Below are 18,820 nucleotides of genomic sequence, written 5' to 3' on the forward strand. Positions count from 1 at the left end.
AGGGGCCGTAGTCCTGCTGTGGCGAGGACGGACGAGGATGTCTGCCCCCTGCGCGGCCCGGCAGAAATTTCTACGCACGGGGGTGCGTGCACAGTGTTCAGCCGCTGGTTCGGCAAGAGCTCGACCAGTTCTCGTTCCGGGCCGCTGGCCGGCCTCTCGGTGCCTCCGACCGCGGGTGTGCTCAGCTGTCGTGTGCTCGACCCCGTCAGCGAGCCTGTCCAGCGGGCCGAGTACGTGGTCAGTGACGCCTCGGGCCGCAAGGTCGTGGCGGGGGAGACCGACCCGTTCGGCACGCTGGTCACGACGGTCCCGGCAGGTGAATACCGGCTGGCCGTCACGGCCGACGGATATACGCCCTTCCACGGCAACGCCACTGTCCCCGCGAGTGGGCTCGCCGCGCTCGGCGACATCACGCTCCAGATCGCCGCCCCGCCCACGCTGCCGGAGCCGGGCGAGTGGGAACTCGATCCGACGCACTCCCAGATCGGCTTCACGGCGAGCCACATCGGCCTGGCCCGCATCCACGGCAGGTTCAACACGTTCGCCGGGGCCATCCGGATCGGTGAGCGCATGGAAGGGTCGGCGATGCACGTCATCATCGACACCGCGTCCATCGACACCGGGGTCGGGATGCGCGACGACCACCTGCGGTCGGGCGACTTCCTGGACGTCGGCAGCTATCCGACGATGGAGTTCTACAGTGACCGCTTCGTGCACCGCGGCGCCGGTCGGTGGGCGATCATCGGCGGACTCACGCTGCACGGTGTGAGCCGTACGGTGACGCTGGACACGCAGTACCTGGGCCTGGGGACCGGGCTCGGGGGCGAGACCAGGGGCGCCTGCCGGGCCACCACCGAGCTGCACCGCGAGGACTTCACGCTCACCTGGCAGACCATGCTGGCGCGGGGGATCGCGGCGATCGGGTCGTCGATCTCGATCGACCTCGACATCCAGGTCGTGCCGAAGGAGGGCTGACCCCGGTCAGGGGTGGCCGCGGGGGCCGCGGAGGCCCGGGGCGACCAGGGGCGGTCAGGGGGATTCGAGCCAGCCGTCGTGTTCGGCGACCAAGGTGTCCAGGGCCTTCGGGTCCAGACGGGCGCCGGGGTCCTCGACGACGACGAGCCACTGGGCGTCCTCGGCGTCGTCCTCGCCGGCCAGGGCGTCGCGGACCAGCTGAGGCTCCTCGGCGAGACCGAACAGGTCGGTCAGCTCGGCGGCCACCTCCTCGGCGGCGTCGCGGTCCGGGAGTACCAGTACGTGTCGGGTCACATCGTTCACCTGGCCATTCTCCGACATGCCCGGCGGGTCTCGGCGCGGTGGGGGAGCGGGCGGACGGGCACTGTCAGTGGCCCGTGGGATGCTGGACGGCGATGGCCACCAGGAAGAATTCCACCGACGATCCGCTCGCCCCCGTCACGCTCGCCGTGGGCCAGGAGGACCTGCTGCTCGACCGCGCCGTGCAGCGGGTGGTGGCGGCCGCCCGGGCCGCCGACTCCGACACCGATGTGCGTGACCTGACCTCCGACCAGTTGCAGCCCGGCACGCTCGCCGAGCTGACCAGCCCCTCGCTCTTCGCCGAGCGGAAGGTGGTGGTGGTCCGCAACGCGCAGGACCTCTCTGCGGACACGGTCAAGGACGTTAAGGCGTATCTCGACGCGCCCGCCGAGGAGATCACCCTCGTGCTGCTCCACGCCGGCGGCGCCAAGGGCAAGGGGCTCCTCGACGCGGCCCGGAAGGCGGGAGCGCGGGAAGTCGCGTGTCCCAAGACGACGAAGCCGGCCGAGCGGCTCACGTTCGTACGGCAGGAGTTCCGGGCGCTGGGGCGTTCGGCCACGCCCGAGGCGTGCCAGGCGCTGGTCGACTCCATCGGCAGCGATCTGCGGGAGCTGGCCTCCGCGGCGTCGCAGCTGTGCGCGGACGTGGAGGGCACGATCGACGAGGCCGTCGTCGGGCGCTACTACACGGGCCGGGCCGAGGCGTCCAGCTTCACCGTCGCCGACCGGGCGGTGGAGGGACGGGCCGCGGAGGCGCTGGAGGCGCTGCGGTGGTCGCTCTCGACGGGGGTCGCGCCGGTGCTGATCACCAGCGCGCTGGCGCAGGGCGTGCGGGCGATCGGGAAGCTGTCGTCCGCGCGGGGCGGGCGGCCGGCGGATCTCGCGCGGGAGCTCGGGATGCCGCCGTGGAAGATCGACCGGGTGCGCCAGCAGATGCGGGGGTGGACGCCGGACGGGGTTTCCTTGGCCCTGCGGGCCGTGGCCGAGGCGGACGCGGGGGTGAAGGGCGGGGGGGACGACCCCGAGTACGCCCTGGAGAAGGCCGTTGTCGCCATCGCGCGGGCGGCGCGGACGGGGCGCTGACGGGGCTGCACCCCGGGCCCCTCGCGCGGGGCTCCGCCCCGCCCCCTGTCCGTCGGGTGCGGGCTGCTGCGGGCCGTTCGCGCAGTTCCCCGCGCCCCTGAGGGGCCTGGGCTGCGCCCTGCCTCCAACTCCTGCTCCCTGTCGGTCGGGTGGGGGCTGCCGTGGGCTGGTCGCGCAGTTCCTCGCGCCCCTGGAGGGCTCGGGCTGCGCCCTGCCTCCAACTCCCGCCCCCTGTCCGTCGGGTGCGGGCTGCTGCGGGCCGTTCGCGCAGTTCCCCGCGCCCCTGAGGGGCTCGGGCTGCGCCCTGCCTCCAACTCCTGCTCCCTGTCCGTCGGGTGCGGGCTGCTGCGGGCCGTTCGCGCAGTTCCCCGCGCCCCTGAGGGGCCTGGGCTGCGCCCTGCCTCCAACTCCTGCTCCCTGTCGGTCGGGTGCGGGCTGCCGTGGGCTGGTCGCGCAGTTCCCCGCGCCCCTGAGGGGCCCGGGCTGCGCCCCTGCCATCAACTTCCGCTTCCCGCGCCCCTGGAGGGACCGGGCTGCGCCCCTGCCATCAACTTCCGCTCCCCGTGTGCCTGGAGGGCCCGGGCTGTGCCCGGGGCCTTCAGGGGGTTGCGTCAGGCGGCTCGGCGCCAGCTCACCGGGGGTGCGTAGGGCTGGCGGCGCCAGGCGGCCAGGGGGATCACGGGGGCCAGGGCGGCGGTGGGTTCCGCCGACAGGGAGAGGAGGACCACCGTCAGGGCGGCCAGTTCGGCCTCCGTCGGGGTGCCTCTCAGTACGCGGAACAGGGGTTCAGTCGAATCGTTCGGCACGCTCGCTCCTCACTGCGGGGGGTTGCCATGTTTGCGGGACGGCAGGTCGGCGTGCTTGGTGCGGAGCATCGCCAGGGCCGCCGCGAGGACCTTCCTCGTCTCGGCGGGGTCGATGACGTCGTCGACCAGGCCGCGCTCGGCCGCGTAGTAGGGGTGCATGAGTTCCGACTTGTAGGCCGCGATCTTCTCGGCCCGTACCGCCTCCGGATGGTCCGAACCCGCTATCTCCCGGCGGAAGATGACGTTCGCCGCCCCCTCCGCGCCCATCACCGCGATCTCGTTGGTGGGCCACGCGTAGGTGAGGTCCGCGCCGATGGACTGGGAGTCCATGACGATGTACGCGCCGCCGTAGGCCTTGCGCAGGATCAGCGAGATGCGCGGGACCGTCGCGTTGCAGTACGCGTAGAGCAGCTTCGCTCCGTGGCGGATGATCCCGCCGTGCTCCTGCGAGACGCCCGGCAGGAAGCCCGGCACGTCGACCAGGGTCAGCAGCGGGATGTTGAAGGCATCGCAGAGCTGGACGAAGCGGGCTGCCTTCTCGCTCGCCTCGATGTCCAGGACACCCGCGAGGAACTGCGGCTGGTTCGCCAGGATGCCCACCACACGGCCGTCGATGCGGGCGAGCGCACAGATGATGTTCCGCGCCCAGTGCTCGTGGACTTCGAGCAGGTCGCCGTGGTCGACGATCTCTTCGAGGACCTTGCGCATGTCGTACGGGCGGTTGCCGTCCGCCGGGACCAGGTCGAGCAGCACGTCGGTGCGGCGGTCCGCCGGGTCGTCGCCCGGGGGCAGCGGCGGGGGCATCTCCCGGTTGTTCGAGGGGAGGAGCGAGATCAGGTAGCGGACCTCCGCCAGGCAGGTCTCCTCGTCGTCGTGGACGAAGTGGGAGACGCCCGACACCCCGGCGTGCACGTCCGCGCCGCCGAGGCCGTTCTGGGTGATCTCCTCGCCGGTGACCGCCTGCACCACGTCCGGTCCGGTGATGAACATCTGCGAGGTCTCACGGACCATGAACACGAAGTCCGTGAGCGCCGGGCTGTAGGCGGCGCCGCCCGCGCACGGGCCGAGCATGACGCTGATCTGCGGGATCACGCCCGAGGCCCGGGTGTTGCGCTGGAAGATGCCGCCATAGCCGGCGAGCGCGCTGACGCCCTCCTGGATACGGGCACCGGCGCCGTCGTTCAGGGAGACCAGGGGGGCACCGGCCGCGATGGCCATGTCCATGATCTTGTGGATCTTCGTGGCGTGGGCCTCGCCCAGCGCGCCGCCGAAGATGCGGAAGTCGTGCGCGTAGACGAAGACCGTGCGGCCCTCGACCGTGCCCCAGCCGGTGATCACACCGTCGGTGTACGGCTTCTTCGCCTCCAGACCGAACCCCACGGCCCGGTGCCGCCGCAGCTGCTCGACCTCGTGGAACGAGTCCGGGTCGAGGAGCAGGTCGATGCGCTCACGGGCGGTCAGCTTGCCCTTGGCGCGCTGGGCCTCGGTGGCCTTCTCGCTCGGGCCGAGCCTCGCCTGCTCGCGCAGGACGTGAAGTTCGGCGACGCGCACGGCCGCGGTCACCGGCGGCGGCTGCTCAGTCACGGTCACGGTCGGTCCTTTCCTCATCCGGAGGCGAAACAGAAGGCGAAACAGAAGGCGAAGCAGAAGGTGAGGCAGAAGAAGGTGAGGCAGAAGGCGAAACGGACGGCGAGGTGGAAAGCGAGGTGGAAAGCGCGGCAGAAGGCGACGCAGGACGCGTCGAAACCGTCTGCGGGGGCCGCTGGTGCGTGGCCCGCGCGCGGACCGCGTCGAGCAGGCCCGCCTGCTCCAGGCACTCCCCGGCGTCCGGCGACTCGACGGCACCGGAACGCACCGCACGGACGAACGCCTGGACAGTGGCGGCCACTTGGTCGTGCGGGGCCAGGGTCAGCTCGCGCGGCCCGTGCGCGTCCGTGATCCACACCGCCGGCTTGTGGTCGGCGGGCGGCGTGAACGCCGGCTCGACGCGGATCCGCCCCTCGCTGCCCCACAGTTCGTACGCCGAGCGGTAGGCGTGCTCCATGCCGAAGGCCAGCTGCCCGAGCACCCCGGAAGGCGAGCGGACCAGCACCGCGCCGGACGTCTCCACCGCCGAGCCGCCCGAGCTCTCCAGGGCGGCGCCGACGATCTCCAGGCCCGCGCCCAGGAAGTACAGGGCGGCCCGCACCGGGTAGTAGCCGACGTCCAGCAGGGCGCCGCCGCCCAGTTCCGGGCGGTGCCTGATGTTCCCGGCCGGCAGGGCCGGGATCGCGAACGCGGCGCTGAACGCGCGGAGTTGACCGATCGCGCCGCTCGTCACCAGCTCCCGTACCACCGAGTGCTGGGGATGATGGACGAACATGACGTTCTCCATCAGGACCAGGCCCGAGGCGCGCGCCAGGCCGAGCAGTGCCTCGGTGGTCGGCCGGTCGGCGGTGAGCGGCTTCTCGGCCAGGACGTGCTTGCCCGCGCGCAGCGCCCGGCCCGCCCACTCGGCGTGCAGGGAGATGGGCAGGGGCACGTACACCGCGTCCACGTCGTCCCGCGTGAGGACCGCGTCGTAGGACTCGACTGCCGCGCAGCCGAACTGCTCCGCGACCTCCCGAGCGCGGCCGCCGTCCCGGCTCGCCACCGCGGTCAGCTCGATGTCCGGGTCGGCCGCCATGGCGGGCAGCACCCGACGGCGGGCGATGTCGGCGGTGCCGAGGACGGCGATGCGCAGGGGTCGATCAGTCATCCGTCAGATGTCCCATGGCGTTGAGGCAGGCGAGGAGGGTCCGGGCCTGCACATTGACGTAGTGGCCGTGCTTGATCAGTGCTGTGAGCTGACTGACCGTCACCCACTGGTAGCCGGTGGGCGGTTCGATGGGGGCTTCCTGCTCGTCGGCCTCGATGACCAGGTAGCGGTTCTCCGCGTAGAGGAACCGGCCGCCCTCCTCCGAGTGGATGGCGTCGTAGCGGATGCGCTCGGAGTCCGCGCCCAGGACGAGGTCCAGGAACGGCGGGCGGACCTGGAGGCCCTCGAAGTTGTCCGGGGAGCACTGCACGGTGGGGGCCAGCTCGACCGTGTCGAGGAAGCCGCCCTCGACCTTGGCGTTGGCCAGGACGTGCAGCACACCGTCGAAGGAGCGGGCGAGGAAGGCGGCGATGCCCCGGCTGCACGGCTCGATCAGGGGCTGCGTCCAACTGGTGACCTCGCGGTTGCCGGCCTGCACCTCGACCGCGACCACGTTGAACCAGCGGCCGTCGTCCTTGCCGATGCGCGCCTCGTCGCGGGTCCAGCCCGGCACGTCGTCCAGCGGTATCCGGTCCGCCTGCACGTCGTAGCGCGAGCGCTCGGAGGTGAACCAGGACAGCAGGTCGACGTCGGTGAGCAGGGCGCCGGCGTGCGGGTCGCGCGAGCGGGCCAGGGACTGGCTGAACTCGTCCCCGCGGACGCCGCCCGCGCTGTAGGCGGGCAGACAGGCAAGTACGGTGCGCGAGTCCATGTTCACCAGGTTGTCCTGGTGCAGGAGTTCGGAGATCTGGCCCAGGGTCAGCCAGCAGAAGTCCTCGTCGAGCGGGACGTCGCCGTCCACCTCGACGATCATGTTGCGGTTGCTCTTGTGGTAGAACCACGAGCCGTGCTCGGACTGGAGTACGTCGGCGAGGATGCGGCCCCGCCCACTGCCCGTGAAGTACTCGATGTACTTCACGTCCGTACCCTGGTGGACCTTGGTGTAGTTGCTGCGGGTGGCCTGCACGGTGGGGGAGAGCTGGAGCAGGTTGCGGTTGCCCGGCTCCATCTTGGCCTGCATCAGGAAGTGCAGTACGCCGTCGAACTCCTTCACCAGGATGCCCAGGATGCCGACCTCGGGCTGCTTGATGATGGGCTGGTACCACTCCTTGTGCGGGCCGTCGTCGGTGGTGACGTGCAGCCCTTCGACGCTGAAGAAACGGCCGCTGGAGTGCACCAGGTTGCCGGTGTCCGGCTCGAAGGACCAGCCGCGCAGCTTGGAGAACGGGATGCGCTCGATGTGGAAGCGGCCCGCCTTCCTGCGCTCGGCGAACCAGTGGTGGAACTCCCCGGTGGTCAGGTGCCCGCCGGTGGTGGCCGCGGACGCCGCGATCCGGTCGGCGACCGACACCGGCTCACGGGGCTGGACCACCGGCTGAAGCTCAGTCAGCTCCGCAAGTGTCGACGACATGTACGCTCTCTCCTCGTCAGGGGTGCTCGGGTTGAGGGGTGTCTGAGTCCGTCACCAGCCGGCGACGAAGTCCCGGATCGAGGCCGTCATGAAGTCGGTGTGCTCGTCGGTGAGGCCGGGGTAGACGCCGATCCAGAAGGTCTGCTCGGTGATGATGTCGGAGTTGGTCAGATCGCCCACGATCCGGTGCGGGGCGTCCACGTAGGCGGGCTGACGGGTCAGGTTGCCGGCGAACAGGTTGCGGGTGCCGATCTTCCGCTCCTCCAGGAAGTTCACCAACTCCTTGCGCTTGAACGGCGCGTCGGGGTCGACGGTGATGACGAAACCGAACCAGCTGGGCTCGCTGCCGAGGGTGGCCTCCGGCAGGATCAGGTGCGGGACGCCCTCCAGGCCCTCCCGCAGGCGCTGCCAGTTGTGGCGGCGGGCGGCGGTGAAGTCGTCGACCTTGTCGAGCTGCGTCAGACCGAGCGCGGCCTGCAGATCGGTGGCCTTCAGGTTGTAGCCGATGTGCGAGTAGATGTACTTGTGGTCGTAGCCGGCCGGCAGGGTGCCCAGCTGGTACTGGAAGCGCTTGAAGCAGCGGTCGCTCTCGCCCGGCTCGCACCAGCAGTCCCGGCCCCAGTCGCGCAGCGACTCCACGATGCGGGCGAGCGCCAGGTTCGACGTCAGTACGCAGCCGCCCTCGCCCATCGTCAGGTGGTGCGCGGGGTAGAAGCTGACGGTCGTCAAGTCGCCGAAGGTGCCGGTGAGTTGACCGTTGTAGAGCGAGCCGACCGCGTCGCAGTTGTCCTCGACGAGGAAGAGGTCGTTCTCCTCGGCGATCTGCGCGACCTCGGCGACCTCGAACGGGTTGCCGAGCGCGTGCGCGACCATGATGGCCCGCGTCTTGGGGCCGACGGCCGCCTTGATGCGCTCGGCGGTCGTGTTGTACGTCTTCAGCTCGACGTCCACGAAGACCGGGATGAGACCGTTCTGCAGGATCGGGTTGACGGTGGTGGGGAAGCCCGCGGCCACCGTGATGACCTCGTCGCCGGGCTTGAGGCGGCGGTCCTCCAGGTGCGGCGAGGTGAGCGCCGACATGGCGAGCAGGTTGGCCGAGGAACCGGAGTTCACCAGGTGGGCCTTGCGCCGCTTCATGTAGCGGGCGAAGCGGGACTCGAACTTGCGGGAGCTGGTGCCGGCGGCTATCCGCATGTCGAGCGCCGCCTCCACCAGCGCCACCCGGTCCGCCGGCTCCAGGACCGCGCCGGACGGCCAGATCTCGCTGACCCCCGGCACGAACTCGCGGGACGGCTCCTTCTCGAGGTGGTACTCCCGCACAGAATCGAGAATCCGTGCCTTGGTGTCACTCATCTTGGCTGCCTCCATGGTCGTCAGTTCGGCACGAAGCCCTCAGCGGTGATCCGACACGGCCATACTTGTGGGGACGACTTGAAGGGCACTGGACAACGGCTCGCGATGCGCGGTGGACCCGGTGCTCGGGGCGCCGGGCGACGGCCCGCGCTCGACGGCGACGCGTGCGTGGGCGAGCAGATCGCGCAGCGAGTCGTCCAGGCTGCGCCGCGGTGACCAGCCCAGGAGCCGCTCGGCGCGCCCGATGTCCATGCGCTGCCACTCGGCCTCCGGCGGCCTGCCGCCCGCGCTCGGCGCCTCCACGATCTCGGCGGCCGCGCCCGCGAGCTCGGTCAGGCGCAGGACCAGACTGCGGACCGAAGTCGCCTGCCCACCACCGATGTTGAGCACCCGTCCGCTGGCGTCGGAGCGGGCCGCGGCGAGCGCCGCGTCCGCCACGTCGCGTACGTCCACGAAGTCGCGGTGGGCGAGCAGCGGGGCGAGCCGCAGCGGCTCGGGGGCGGAGGTGGCGAGATGGTGGGCCACCATGCCGAGGAGGCTGGCCCGGTGGGTGCCGGGCCCCGACACGTTCGACACGCGCAGCACCAGGCCCTCCGCCGCGCCCGCCGCCGTCGCCTCCAGGAGCGCGCGGGCCCCGGCGAGCTTCGAGCGGCCGTACGGGGTGACCGGTGCGGTCGGGGTGTCCTCGGTGATCCCGGTGCGCGGCACCGGGCCGTACTCGTGCACGGAGCCGAGCTGGATGAGCCGGGGCCGCCCGGCCAGCGGGGCGGTCGCGGCGACCAGGCGCTCCACCAGCTCGGCGTTGGCGCGCGTCATGTCGTCCTCGGTGGCCTGCCACACCGCGCCCGCGGCGTTCACCACCACCTCGGCGGCGCGCTCGTCGAGCAGCGCCGCGATGCGGTCCGGCTCGGCGCCCACCACGTCAAGTGCCGCTCTTTCGTAGGGAGTTGCGGGCCCTCGTACGCTGCGGGCGACACCCGTCACCCGCCAGCCCGCCGCGTCGAACACCTCGCAGACGTGCCGGCCCACGAAACCCGTGGCGCCGAGCACCACCACCGATCCGGCGCCGCCGCCCCTGCCGCCTGCTCTTCGGTCGTTCACCGACACCGTGGCTACCTCCTGTATGCGCGGTTTGAGCGGCACTGTGGCGGGTGGCGCTCGGGGACCGCTGGACAGGTGGTCATGCGGCGCTACCGGAACTTGAGTCGGGGCGCCTACCGTCCGCCACCATGAGGATCGAAGAGACCGCCGTACCGGACGCGTACCGCATCATGCCGAAGCTGCTGACGGACCCCCGCGGCAGTTTCCACGAGTCATACCGCTACGACCTGCTCGCCGCCGAGACCGGCCACGAGTTCGTGCCGCGCCAGGTCAACTACTCGGCCTCCTCGCGCAACACGGTGCGCGGGCTGCACGGCGTGGCCATCCCGCCGGGCCAGGCCAAGCTGGTCAGCTGCGTGCGCGGGGCGCTCCTCGACGTCGTCGTCGACGTGCGCGTGGGCTCGCCCACGTTCGGCGAGCACGTGACCACGGTGCTCGACGCGCGGGACGGGCGGGCGATGTTCGTGGCGGAGGGGCTCGCGCACGGGTTCGTGGCGCTGACCGACGACACGTGCATCAGCTATCTCTGCTCCACCGAGTACGTGCCGGGCACGCAGCTCGATCTGCGGGCGTTCGACCCGGAGCTGGGGCTGCCGTGGTCGCGGTGGCTCACGGGGGACCCCGTACTGTCCGAGAAGGACGCGGGGGCTCCTACCGTCGCGGAGGCCCTGGAACTCGGGTTGCTTCCCACGTACGCGCAGTGCCTTTCCCTCTACGGGAGGGATGCTGAGGGTTCGCGGCGCGCGGCCTAGGTACCGGGGGGCGCCGCCCCCCGGACCCCCCGCTCCTCGAACGCCGGAGGGGCCGATTCTTCCCCCGGCACCAGTTGGGCCCGCCACCGGACAATGTCCGGAGCGGGCCCAATTGGCTTTTCTGCTAGGCGAGTTGACGGGATTCGGCGGGGTGGATTCCCAGGGAGGTCAGTGCGGTCGACGGGGACTCCTTCGCTGTGCCGCGCGCGGCCAGGTAGCCGTCGGGGCGGATCAGGAGCCAGGTGCCCGCGGGGGCGCCCAGAGCGGTGGACAGGTGGCCGGCCGGGTCGGACAGGGTGTCCGGGCCCGGGGTGTTGACCGTGCGGACGCGGACCGAGGGGCCGTAACGGTCCTCGGGGGCCGCGCCGAAGGTGAGCAACAGCCATTCGGGGCGCTGAAGTTCGGCGATGACCTCCTGCCAGCCGGGGCTGGTGACGAGGTCCGGCGCCGTGACGCGGGCCACGCGTTCGCCGGGGCGTACACCCGGCGAGGGCGCCGACGCGTGGGCCAGGGGACCCGCCGCGTAGCCGAGGCCGAGCGCCGACATGCCGCCCATGATCTTGCGCTGGATGCGGCCCTTGACCGGGGGCAGCGAGCGCAGCACCGTGAACGCGGCGCGCAGTGCGGCCGCCGCCCTGCGGCTCTTGAGCTGGACCAGCATCGTCGCCATCTTGGTGGTGCGCAGCAACTCCGCGCCCACCGGCACCCGTTCGTCGCTGTAGCTGTCCAGGAGGGAGTCCGGGGCCTCGCCGCGCAGGACCGCGGCGAGTTTCCAGGACAGGTTGACCGCGTCCTGGACACCGGTGTTCATGCCCTGCCCGGAGGCCGGGCTGTGCACGTGCGCCGCGTCGCCGGCGAGCAGCACCCGGCCGTTGCGCATCTGGCCGATCATGCGCTGCTGGATGGTGAACACCGAGACCCAGGAGGGTGATTCGACCACGGCGGGCCTGCCCGTACCCGTGCTGATCTTCGCCGCGAAGCGCCGGGCCACCATCGCGTCGTCGCCGCCGTAGGACGTCTCCGCGGTGTCGAGCAGACGCCACTTGCCGGGCTCGGGGAACGGCACCATCATCACGGTGCCGGTCGGGGTGCGCATCCAGTGGATGCTGTCCTTCGGCAGGTCGCAGTGGACGGTGGCGTCCGCGATCAGCCAGGTCTCGCTCGATTCCCCTTCGAGCTTCAGGCCGAGCTGCTTGCGGATGGTGCTGTGGCCGCCGTCCGTGCCGACCAGCCAGTCGGCCGTGACGGTCTCGGTCGTGCCGTCGGTGTGGACGAGATGGGCCCGTACGCCGTCGGAGCCCAGGTCCTCGAACTCCGTGAGGCGCACGCCCCATTCGACCTCGACGCCCCGGCGGGCCGTCGCGGTGCGCAGCACCTCCTCCGTGATGACCTGGTCGACCATCAAGGTGAACGGGAAGCGGGTGGGCAGCCGGCTGTAGTCGGTGTCGAAACGGATCAGGCGGCGGCCGTTCTGGTGGAGCGTGAAGTGCTCCACCCGCTGGCCGCGCGGCAGCAGCTCGTCCAGGATGCCCATCTGGTCGTACGTCTCGAGGGTGCGGGCGTGTGTGGCGAGCGCCCGGCTGGTGGTGGCCGGGCCGGCCGCCGCGTCCACGAGCCGGACCCGGGCACCGTGCCGGGCCAGCTCGTGGGCGGCGCTGAGCCCGACCGGTCCGGCGCCCACGACCAGCACCTGGGGTGCGGGCGCCGTCTCGTTGAGCAGCGTCACTTCTGGCCCTCCTGCGGCGCGTGCTTGACCGCCTTCCACCAGCCGGGGTTGTCGCGGTACCAGGCGGCGGTCTCGGCGAGGCCGTCCTCGAACGAGATGCGCGGCGCGTAGCCGAGCTCCTCGGCGATCTTCGCCTCGCTGAGCGAGTAGCGCAGGTCGTGGCCCTTGCGGTCGGCGACCCGGACCACCTTCGACCAGTCGTTGCCGGTCAGCTCCAGGAGGCGCTCGGTGATCTGGCGGTTGGTCTGCTCGTTGCCGCCGCCCACGTTGTAGATCTCGCCCGCGCGGCCCTTGGTGAGGACCAGCTGGATGGCGCGGCAGTGGTCGTCGACGTGCAGCCACTCGCGGATGTTGGCGCCCTCGCCGTACAGCGGGACCGTCTCGCCCTCCAGGAGGTTGGTGACGAAGCGCGGTATCAGCTTCTCCGGGTGCTGGTAGGGCCCGTAGTTGTTGGAGCAGCGGGTGATCGACACGTTCAGGCCGTGGGTGCGCCAGTAGGCCCGGGTGATGAGGTCCGAGCCCGCCTTGGAGGCGGCGTACGGGGAGTTGGGAAGCAGTGGCCACTCCTCGGTCCAGGAGCCCTCGTCGATGGAGCCGTACACCTCGTCGGTGGAGACGTGCACCACGCGCCGGACGCCGGCGCGCAGCGCGGCCTCCATCACGTTCTGGGTGCCGCCCACGTTGGTGGCGATGAACTCGGCGGCCGACTCAAGCGAACGGTCCACGTGGGACTCGGCCGCGAAGTGCACGACCGCGTCGTGGCCCGGGAACAGCTCCAGGAGCAGCGGCAGGTCGCAGATGTCGCCCTCGACGAAGGTCAGCCGGGGGTGCGCGGCGGGCAGGTTCTCGCGGTTGCCCGCGTAGGTGAGCTTGTCGAGGACGGTGACCTCGGCGTTCTCGTAGCCCTCGTAGCCGCCCGCGAGCAGCGTGCGGACGTAGTGCGAGCCGATGAAGCCCGCGCCGCCGGTGACCAGGATCTTGTTCAAGGCGCTCTTCTCCGTGCCGCTCTCGTCCGTACTGCTCGTCTCGGTGCCGGTGTTCGTCATGCCGCGACCTCCACGCGGGTGTGGTCGCCGACCACCAGGCGGTGGTGGCGGCTTGCCAGGTCGATCCCCGTGACGGCCGCGGACCTGCCGAGCAGGGAGCCGTGCAGGCCCCGCACCGCGGAGATCGTCGCACCGTCGAGGGCGATCGAGTAGTCGAGATGGGTGCCGGACAGGACGCAGTCCCGGCCGATGGACGTGTGCGGGCCGACGTGGCTGTCCTCCAGGACCGTGCCCGCGCCGATCACGACGGGCCCCTCCACGAAGGACCGCGAGATCCTCGCGCCGGCCTCGACGACGACCGCGCCGATCAGCACGCTCTGGTCGTCGACCTCGCCGTCCACCCGGCGCTCGATGCCGTCGAGCAGCATCTGGTTGCATTCGAGGACGTCCTCGACGCGGCCGGTGTCCTTCCAGTACCCGCGGTACTCCTGGGCCCGGACGGTCGAGCCGTTGGTGACCAGCCACTGGATGGCGTCGGTGATCTCCAGCTCGCCGCGCGCGCTCGGCACGATCGAGTCGACGGCCTCGTGGATGGCCGGGGTGAAGAAGTAGACGCCGATGAGCGCCAGGTTGGAGCGCGGCACCGGGGGCTTCTCGACGAGCCGCTCCACGATCCCGGTCGCGTCGACCTCGGCGACGCCGAAGGCGCGCGGGTCCTCGACCTGGGCGACCAAAACCTGGGCGGCCGGGCGCAGCGCGTGGAACTCGGCGGCGGCCTCGGCGATGCCCTCGGGGAGCATGTTGTCGCCGAGGTACATCACGAAGTCGTCGTCGCCGAGGAAGTCCTGGGCGAGCTGCACGCACTGGGCGAGTCCCTGCGGGCTCTCCTGCGGGATGTAGGTGATCTCGACGCCGAGCCGGGAGCCGTCACCGATCGCCTCGGCTATCTCCTCGACGTGGTTGCCGACGATGATGCCGATCTCGGTGACACCGAGATCGCGGATGTTGTCGAGCACCCGCTCAAGGACGGGCTTGTTGGCGATCGGGATGAGCTGCTTGGGCATGGAGTAGCTGAACGGGCGCAGTCGGCTTCCCGTACCGCCGCTCAGAACCAGAGCCTTCATGGGGTCCTCTTCTGTCGTGGTTACGTCGTGATCGACACATCAACAGGCGGATGAATGGGCTGATGAATAGGGGATGTCGGGCCGCATGGGGCAGCCCCGGGCATCGCAGGTCAGGCGGCGGGGGCCAGCCGTACGGTCGGAACGGCGGCTTCGGTGAGGCTCTCCACCAGGTCGGCGAAGTGGTCGGTGGCCTCGTGCAGCAGTGCCTGGGTGTCCGGTTCGAGGCCGGCGAAGCCGCACGGTCCCTTGCGGATGCCGCCCGCGTGCACGAAGAAGCTCTCCGAGACCGCCCGCGGTTTCATCGACATCAGCACCGGGCGAAGGCCGTAGTCGAGGGCCAGCACATGGGCGAGCGAGCCGCCGGTGGCCAGCGGCAGGACGACCTTGCCCGCCAGGGCGAACTGCGGCAGCGCGTCGAGGAAGGCCTTGAGCAGCCCCGAGCAGCCCGCCTTGTACACCGGAGTGGCGAGCACCACGGCATCGGCCCGCTCGAACTGGGCTGCCGCGTGGGCGAGTTGGGGATGGCTCAGGTCGGCCCCCAGGAGTTCGGCCGCGGGCAGGGTGCGTACGGCGAGCGTCTCCACCCGGTGCCCGCGCCCGGCGAGCCGGTCCGCCGCGAGGCCGAGTACCTGGTGGGTGCTGGAGACCGGCGACGGACTGCCGGAGACGGCGAGGATCGTCGGCATGGACAACCTCCTGATCGAATGAGTCGCGTAACGGGAGAAGCTCTGCTGCGGGGTGCCGCCGCCGCTCAGGCGGCCAGCACCGGCTCGGCGGGCCGGGCGGCCTCGCGGCGCACCGCGGCGACGCGCTCCAGGGAGGCGAGCACCAGCGCCGGGTCGGCGACGAAGTCCACCAGGCAGGCGATCTCGTCGACCCCGGCGGCGCGCACCCGGCGGGCGGTCTCGGTGCACTCCTCGACGGAACCGATCAGGGAGTTGCCGGACAGGTAGCGGTTGACGCCGAGCTCGGCCAGCTTGCGCTGGGCCTTCACCGCCGACAGGACCTCGCGGCCCTGCTTGTTGCCGCTCATCCGGCCGCCGGCCTCGACCGCGAGTGCCTCCAGGTCGATCGCGGAGAGCAGGTAGTCGCGCAGACTGCCGCCGCCGGTCGCACGGGCCTCGGCCGCGTCGTCGGCGACATAGGTGTGCATCATGACGGTGATCTTCCCCGGCCCCTCCCAGCCGGCCTCGGCGCGGGCGCTGCGGTACAGGGCGATCTTGTCGGAGAGCGACTCGACGTCCTGGTTCTCCAGATGGGTCAGGATGTTGCAGCCGAGCCGGCCCGCCTCGCGGAAGGTGCCCTCGCTGCGCGAAGCGGTCACCCACACCGACAGGTCGTCCTGCACCGGACGCGGGTAGACGGGCAGCGTCGTCTCGACGCCCAGCGGGTTGGGGCCGGTCCAGTGGCCGGTGCGCCACGCGGTCCTGATGTCACCGACATCCTTGATCATCTGTTCGCGCCGGGTCTCGTACTTCTCCGGCGCGATCACGAAGTCGTTGACGTTCCAGCCGGAGCCCACCGAGATCGCGACCCGGCCGCCCGAGATGCCGTCCACCATCGCGAAGTCCTCGACGATGCGGGCCGCCGGGTGCAGCGGCGTCACGACGCTGCCGGCCCGGATCTGGATGCGGGTCGTCACCGCGGCGATCGCCGCCGAGGTCACCGCCGGGTTGGGGAAGGCGCCGCCGAAGCGGTGGAAGTGCCGCTCGGGCGTCGATACGAAACCGAAGCCCAGCTCGTCGGCGCGGCGGGCCGCGTCGAGCATCAGACGGTAGGTCTCCTGTGCCTGGTCGCCGACGGCGGCGAAGAAGAAGACACCGAAGTCCAGCGGCCGCTCACCTGCCGAGCCGTCCGCACCCTGGCTGCCGGTCTGCCGGGAATCCGCGTTCATTTAGCGCTGCCTCCTTCCCCGTCGGACGTCGTCGCGGCGGGGTCGTCATCATGGGGGCTTGCTGCCCGGCGACACCATGGGACGGCCTCCTCGCACCGGACTTGAGTCCCGGGCAGGCCGCGCGCTCCAGCGCGGCTCAAGTTCCGCACAAGGAGCGGGCGTTGTGCTGTATCCAGCGAAATCCGAGGGAGCCGCACAGCGGCGCCCCAGGAGCGCGACGAACTGCGCGCCCGGCCACGGACGGTCCGCAGCCGAACACCGCACAACCCGCAGGGTGCTGGGTCCTCGGCCCGCAGGGCCGGCTTCCACCGACGCTCGATCCGAGGTCGAGGCCACCCCCTCACGCTCGGGTGACCACCATCCGTTCCGATGACCACGAGGTTGCTGGATGACGACTCAGACGCTGGTTGCCGCGGACACCGGCACCGATACCGTCCACGGACTGCTCGCGGCGGCCGTGGCCGCCCGGCCCGACGCCCCCGCGGTGCGCGACGCCTCGGGCGTGTGGACCTACGCGGAACTGGACGCCTGGTCACGGGCGTACGCCGACTGGCTCACCGCCCAGGGTGTGGGACACGCGGACCGGATACTGGTCCGCGTCGGCAACACCCGCGAATTCACCGCCCTGATGTTCGGCGCACTGCGCCGCGGCATCGCCTTCGTGCCGGTCAACCCGGCCATGAAGCGGTTCCATCTGAACACCGTGGTGCCGGACTGCGACCCGAAGCTCGTGATCGGAGAGGGCAGTCAAGACACCTCCGTACTGCGCGAGTTGACGGATCGTCCGGTCTTCGAGCTCGACGAGGTGCGCCGCGGCGCCGAGGCGCTGTACGACGCGGCTCCCGGCGCGCCGGACGAGGCGACCGTCGCCCCCGACGATCTCGGCCTGCTCATCTACACCTCGGGTTCCACCTCGGCGCCCAAGGCCGTGGTGAGTACGCACGCCCCGATCGTGTTCGCCGCCCGCGCCATCCAGGCCCGGCTGGGCTACCGCGAGGACGACGTCGTCCTGGTGGCGGTGCCGGTCTCCTTCGACTACGGGCTCTACCAGATCCTGCTGTCGGTCATCGCCGGCGCCCAGGTGCTGCTGACCTCGCCGGACCGCCACGTACGGCTGCTCGGCACCCTGCACGAGCACCGGGTCACCGTCGTTCCGCTGGTGCCCTCGCTCGGCGAGATGCTGCTCACGCTGGCCCGGCGGGACCGCCGCGAGGCGCCCCCGGTCCGGCTGTTCACCAACACCGGCGCGGCCCTGACCGGTCCCGTCATCGCCCAGCTGCGCGCGGCCTTCCCGCAGGCCCGGGTCTCCCCGATGTTCGGCACCACCGAGTGCAAGCGCATCACCGTGCTCGAACCGGACGGCGACATCGCCCGGCCCGGCTCGGTCGGCCGCGCCCTGGACGGCACCGAGGTGCTGATCCTGGACGACGACGGGCGGCTCCTGCCGGCCGGCACCGTCGGCGAGATCTGTGTGCGCGGACCGCACATCATGACCGGCTACTGGCAGGCCCCTGAGCAGACCGCCCTGCGGTTCCGCCCCGACCCCGTCACCGGCGAGATCACCCTGCACACCGGCGACTACGGACACCTCGACGCCGACGGGCACCTCTACTTCGAGGGCCGCCGCGACGACCTCTTCAAGCGCAAGGGCGTCCGCATGGGCACCCTGGAGATCGAGACGGCCGCCCTGGACATCGAGGGCGTCACGGCCGCCGCCGCCCTGGCCCCGGCCGAGGGCCACGACCTCACCCTGTACGCCGTCACCGACCTGACGGCCGACGAGGTGCTCGCGCAGCTGACGGAACGCCTGGAAGCGGCCAAGGTCCCGGCCGCCTGCCATCTGCTCGACGCGCTTCCCCTCACCCCGAACGGCAAGACCGACAAGCAGCGCCTGCGCCGCGAACAGAAATGACCGACTCCCCGAGTCAGTAACTCCCCAATCCTGTAAGGAGATTCAGCCATGACCACCACTGACGTCTCGTGGGACGCCGGCTTCGAGCAGCTGCTGACCTCGGTCCTGCCACGGGTCACCGCCCCGCTGGACCCCGCGCTCGACCTCAAGGCCGTCGGCCTCGACTCGATGGCCACCATCGAGCTCCTGGTCCGTCTGGAGGACCAGTACGACGTGGAGATCCCCGAGGACAAGCTCACGGCCGCGACCTTCGCGACCCCGGGGGCGTTGTGGGCGGTCCTCGCCGCGCTGCGCACCGCCGCGCACGCCTGACCCGCCTTCCGAGTTTCCGCCGCACCATCCAACCCCCCACCCATACACGTCCTTTGGAGGACACCATGAGCCACCTCATCATCGGTCTCGCCGTCACCGTCGTCGTCTGCCTCGTCGTCAAGTTCGGCGGGGACGCGCTCAAGAAGCGCCGCGGCTAGTCCGTACGGATGCCGGCCCCGGAGGGGCCCGTCGACCATCCCGGTCGGCGGGCCCCTTCCGCGTACGCCCCGCCGGGCCGGGGGGTTTGCCCTCCCTCCCGCCCGTGCGGCGGGTTGCATCGGCTGAGCCCTGGGGCTCCGCCCCAGACCCC

17 protein-coding genes are annotated in these 18,820 nt (G+C 71.3%); 5 read left to right on the forward strand and 12 right to left on the reverse strand.

Features of this window, described 5'->3' with window-relative positions; all coding sequences use genetic code 11:
• Positions 1-93 precede the first annotated feature (93 nt).
• Entirely contained in the window at positions 94-975 is an 882-nt protein-coding gene (locus IE267_RS33265) for a YceI family protein (RefSeq protein WP_189765702.1), read from the forward strand.
• Positions 976-1,029: 54 nt separating this feature from the next.
• Here the strand turns inward: IE267_RS33265 and IE267_RS33270 are convergent, their stop codons facing one another.
• Positions 1,030-1,278: a hypothetical protein gene (locus tag IE267_RS33270; protein ID WP_189765703.1), complete on the reverse strand. Its 249-nt coding sequence runs from the start codon at positions 1,276-1,278 to the stop codon at positions 1,030-1,032.
• 92 nt (positions 1,279-1,370) lie between these two features.
• On the opposite strand from IE267_RS33270, the gene holA reads away from it, so the two are divergent.
• The gene (holA, locus tag IE267_RS33275) at positions 1,371-2,357 is read left to right on the forward strand and encodes a DNA polymerase III subunit delta (RefSeq protein WP_189765704.1); all 987 of its coding nucleotides are present in this window, start codon (positions 1,371-1,373) and stop codon (positions 2,355-2,357) included.
• A 611-nt stretch (positions 2,358-2,968) separates the two neighbouring features.
• Here the strand turns inward: holA and IE267_RS33280 are convergent.
• Genes IE267_RS33280 through IE267_RS33305 form a run of 6 tightly spaced genes read right to left on the reverse strand, consistent with a single transcriptional unit; the run spans position 2,969 to position 9,804 of the window.
• Positions 2,969-3,163, reverse strand: a complete 195-nt coding sequence (locus IE267_RS33280; RefSeq protein WP_161245400.1) for an acyl-CoA carboxylase subunit epsilon — start codon at positions 3,161-3,163, stop codon at positions 2,969-2,971.
• 9 nt (positions 3,164-3,172) lie between these two features.
• On the reverse strand, positions 3,173-4,747 hold the full coding sequence (locus IE267_RS33285) for an acyl-CoA carboxylase subunit beta (RefSeq protein WP_373304624.1): 1,575 nt from the start codon (positions 4,745-4,747) through the stop codon (positions 3,173-3,175).
• Positions 4,740-5,900: a Gfo/Idh/MocA family protein gene (locus tag IE267_RS33290; protein WP_308428868.1), complete on the reverse strand. Its 1,161-nt coding sequence runs from the start codon at positions 5,898-5,900 to the stop codon at positions 4,740-4,742. Before IE267_RS33290 ends, IE267_RS33285 begins: the two co-directional genes overlap by 8 nt.
• A complete protein-coding gene (locus IE267_RS33295) occupies positions 5,893-7,350 on the reverse strand; it encodes an NDP-hexose 2,3-dehydratase family protein (RefSeq protein ID WP_167153258.1) in 1,458 nt (485 codons plus the stop codon). Before IE267_RS33295 ends, IE267_RS33290 begins: the two co-directional genes overlap by 8 nt.
• A 51-nt stretch (positions 7,351-7,401) precedes the next feature.
• Complete coding sequence (gene rfbH / locus IE267_RS33300) at positions 7,402-8,703, reverse strand: lipopolysaccharide biosynthesis protein RfbH (protein WP_161250886.1); 1,302 nt, start codon at positions 8,701-8,703, stop codon at positions 7,402-7,404.
• Positions 8,704-8,742: 39 nt separating this feature from the next.
• On the reverse strand, positions 8,743-9,804 hold the full coding sequence (locus IE267_RS33305; RefSeq protein ID WP_229861548.1) for an NAD-dependent epimerase/dehydratase family protein: 1,062 nt from the start codon (positions 9,802-9,804) through the stop codon (positions 8,743-8,745).
• Between the two features lie 128 nt (positions 9,805-9,932).
• Between IE267_RS33305 and IE267_RS33310 the strand changes: the two genes are divergently transcribed.
• Positions 9,933-10,556: a dTDP-4-dehydrorhamnose 3,5-epimerase family protein gene (locus IE267_RS33310; RefSeq protein ID WP_189765706.1), complete on the forward strand. Its 624-nt coding sequence runs from the start codon at positions 9,933-9,935 to the stop codon at positions 10,554-10,556.
• A 124-nt stretch (positions 10,557-10,680) separates the two neighbouring features.
• Here IE267_RS33310 and IE267_RS33315 read toward each other — a convergent pair whose 3' ends face one another.
• From IE267_RS33315 to IE267_RS33335, 5 genes are all read right to left on the reverse strand, one after another.
• Positions 10,681-12,282: an FAD-dependent oxidoreductase gene (locus IE267_RS33315; protein ID WP_229861549.1), complete on the reverse strand. Its 1,602-nt coding sequence runs from the start codon at positions 12,280-12,282 to the stop codon at positions 10,681-10,683.
• The gene (gene rfbB / locus IE267_RS33320; RefSeq protein ID WP_229861550.1) at positions 12,279-13,328 is read right to left on the reverse strand and encodes a dTDP-glucose 4,6-dehydratase; all 1,050 of its coding nucleotides are present in this window, start codon (positions 13,326-13,328) and stop codon (positions 12,279-12,281) included. The genes IE267_RS33315 and rfbB overlap by 4 nt, the downstream gene beginning before the upstream one ends.
• Entirely contained in the window at positions 13,325-14,392 is a 1,068-nt protein-coding gene (locus tag IE267_RS33325) for a glucose-1-phosphate thymidylyltransferase (RefSeq protein ID WP_167153263.1), read from the reverse strand. The genes rfbB and IE267_RS33325 overlap by 4 nt, the downstream gene beginning before the upstream one ends.
• A gap of 110 nt (positions 14,393-14,502) precedes the next feature.
• A complete protein-coding gene (gene ssuE, locus IE267_RS33330; protein ID WP_189765707.1) occupies positions 14,503-15,078 on the reverse strand; it encodes an NADPH-dependent FMN reductase in 576 nt (191 codons plus the stop codon).
• A 65-nt stretch (positions 15,079-15,143) separates the two neighbouring features.
• Positions 15,144-16,286, reverse strand: a complete 1,143-nt coding sequence (locus tag IE267_RS33335) for a MupA/Atu3671 family FMN-dependent luciferase-like monooxygenase (protein ID WP_167153267.1) — start codon at positions 16,284-16,286, stop codon at positions 15,144-15,146.
• A gap of 388 nt (positions 16,287-16,674) precedes the next feature.
• Here IE267_RS33335 and IE267_RS33340 point away from each other — a divergent pair, with 388 nt between their 5' ends.
• Both IE267_RS33340 and IE267_RS33345 read left to right on the forward strand, forming a co-directional pair.
• A complete protein-coding gene (locus tag IE267_RS33340) occupies positions 16,675-18,198 on the forward strand; it encodes a class I adenylate-forming enzyme family protein (RefSeq protein WP_189765708.1) in 1,524 nt (507 codons plus the stop codon).
• 48 nt (positions 18,199-18,246) lie between these two features.
• The gene (locus IE267_RS33345; protein ID WP_161250874.1) at positions 18,247-18,510 is read left to right on the forward strand and encodes a phosphopantetheine-binding protein; all 264 of its coding nucleotides are present in this window, start codon (positions 18,247-18,249) and stop codon (positions 18,508-18,510) included.
• The last annotated feature ends 310 nt before the right edge of the window (positions 18,511-18,820 follow it).

Origin of the sequence: Streptomyces xanthochromogenes (genome assembly GCF_014650455.1) — a bacterium.
GTDB classification, from domain to species: Bacteria; Actinomycetota; Actinomycetes; order Streptomycetales; family Streptomycetaceae; genus Streptomyces; species Streptomyces xanthochromogenes.